Genomic DNA, 769 nt, shown 5'->3' on the forward strand with positions numbered 1-769 from the left:
AAACGAAGATGCACTGTGTGAAACTGCTGGGGCAGCGCCTCATGGCGCGGGACTTCGACCGACAGGTCGCGGAGCTTCAGGTCCGTATCGCCGTTCTGAACGGTTACACCGCGCTCGGCATCCCTGTCACAGAGCCCGTGGGATAAGTCTGTCCGGGGAAAGGGGAACCCCGGCCATCAGCCGATTTGTGCAACATGTATAACCGCCCCTTGCGCAAGAGGAATCTTCAAAGCTGATTTTGGCGCGTCACCGGGTGCTGACATGTATCCGGCCTCTGGTGCGGCCGTCGTCGTGCCGCGGGCCCGCATGGTGTTCGAAGATCGGATCCAGATCAAAGCCGCGTGCTCGTTGGCACTCTGTTGCACACTGGTTCTCCCGATCCTGTCTCACGACTATTGCGCCAAGCTGCTCCTTGCCCTCTTACGCTCCGACCTCCTCGCGACTGACGGACGGCTTACGCCGCCGTAGCCGGAGCCTTGTAGACGCCACCCCGGGCCATCAGAGCCCAGACGATCCGCGCCATCTTGTTCGCCAGCGCGACCCGCACCAGCATCGGCGGCTTGCGCGTCAGCATCCCGCCCAGCCAAGTTCCCGGCCGGGCCGCAGCATGGACATGGCGTTTGATGATGACGCTGTTGGCGCCAATGATCAGGAGGCGCCGCAAACGGTCGTGTCTCGGAACTGGTGGAAATTGGCTGGCGGCGTAATCTCCGGGTGAACTCACACCCAGCCAACCGGCGGCGGCAACCGCCAGGGAGATCACGCCATG

The 769-nt window shown here is 62.9% G+C and carries 2 pseudogenes; one reads left to right on the forward strand and one right to left on the reverse strand.

The window, feature by feature from the left end:
• Nucleotides 1-146: pseudogene (locus ACDP63_RS25065) on the forward strand (IS5/IS1182 family transposase); the annotation flags it as partial.
• Nucleotides 147-454: 308 nt separating this feature from the next.
• On the opposite strand, the pseudogene ACDP63_RS25070 reads toward ACDP63_RS25065, so the two are convergent.
• Nucleotides 455-769, reverse strand: a pseudogene (locus ACDP63_RS25070) (hypothetical protein); the annotation flags it as partial.

This window comes from Paracoccus sp. P2 (assembly GCF_046335115.1).
Taxonomy (GTDB): Bacteria; Pseudomonadota; Alphaproteobacteria; order Rhodobacterales; family Rhodobacteraceae; genus Paracoccus; species Paracoccus pantotrophus.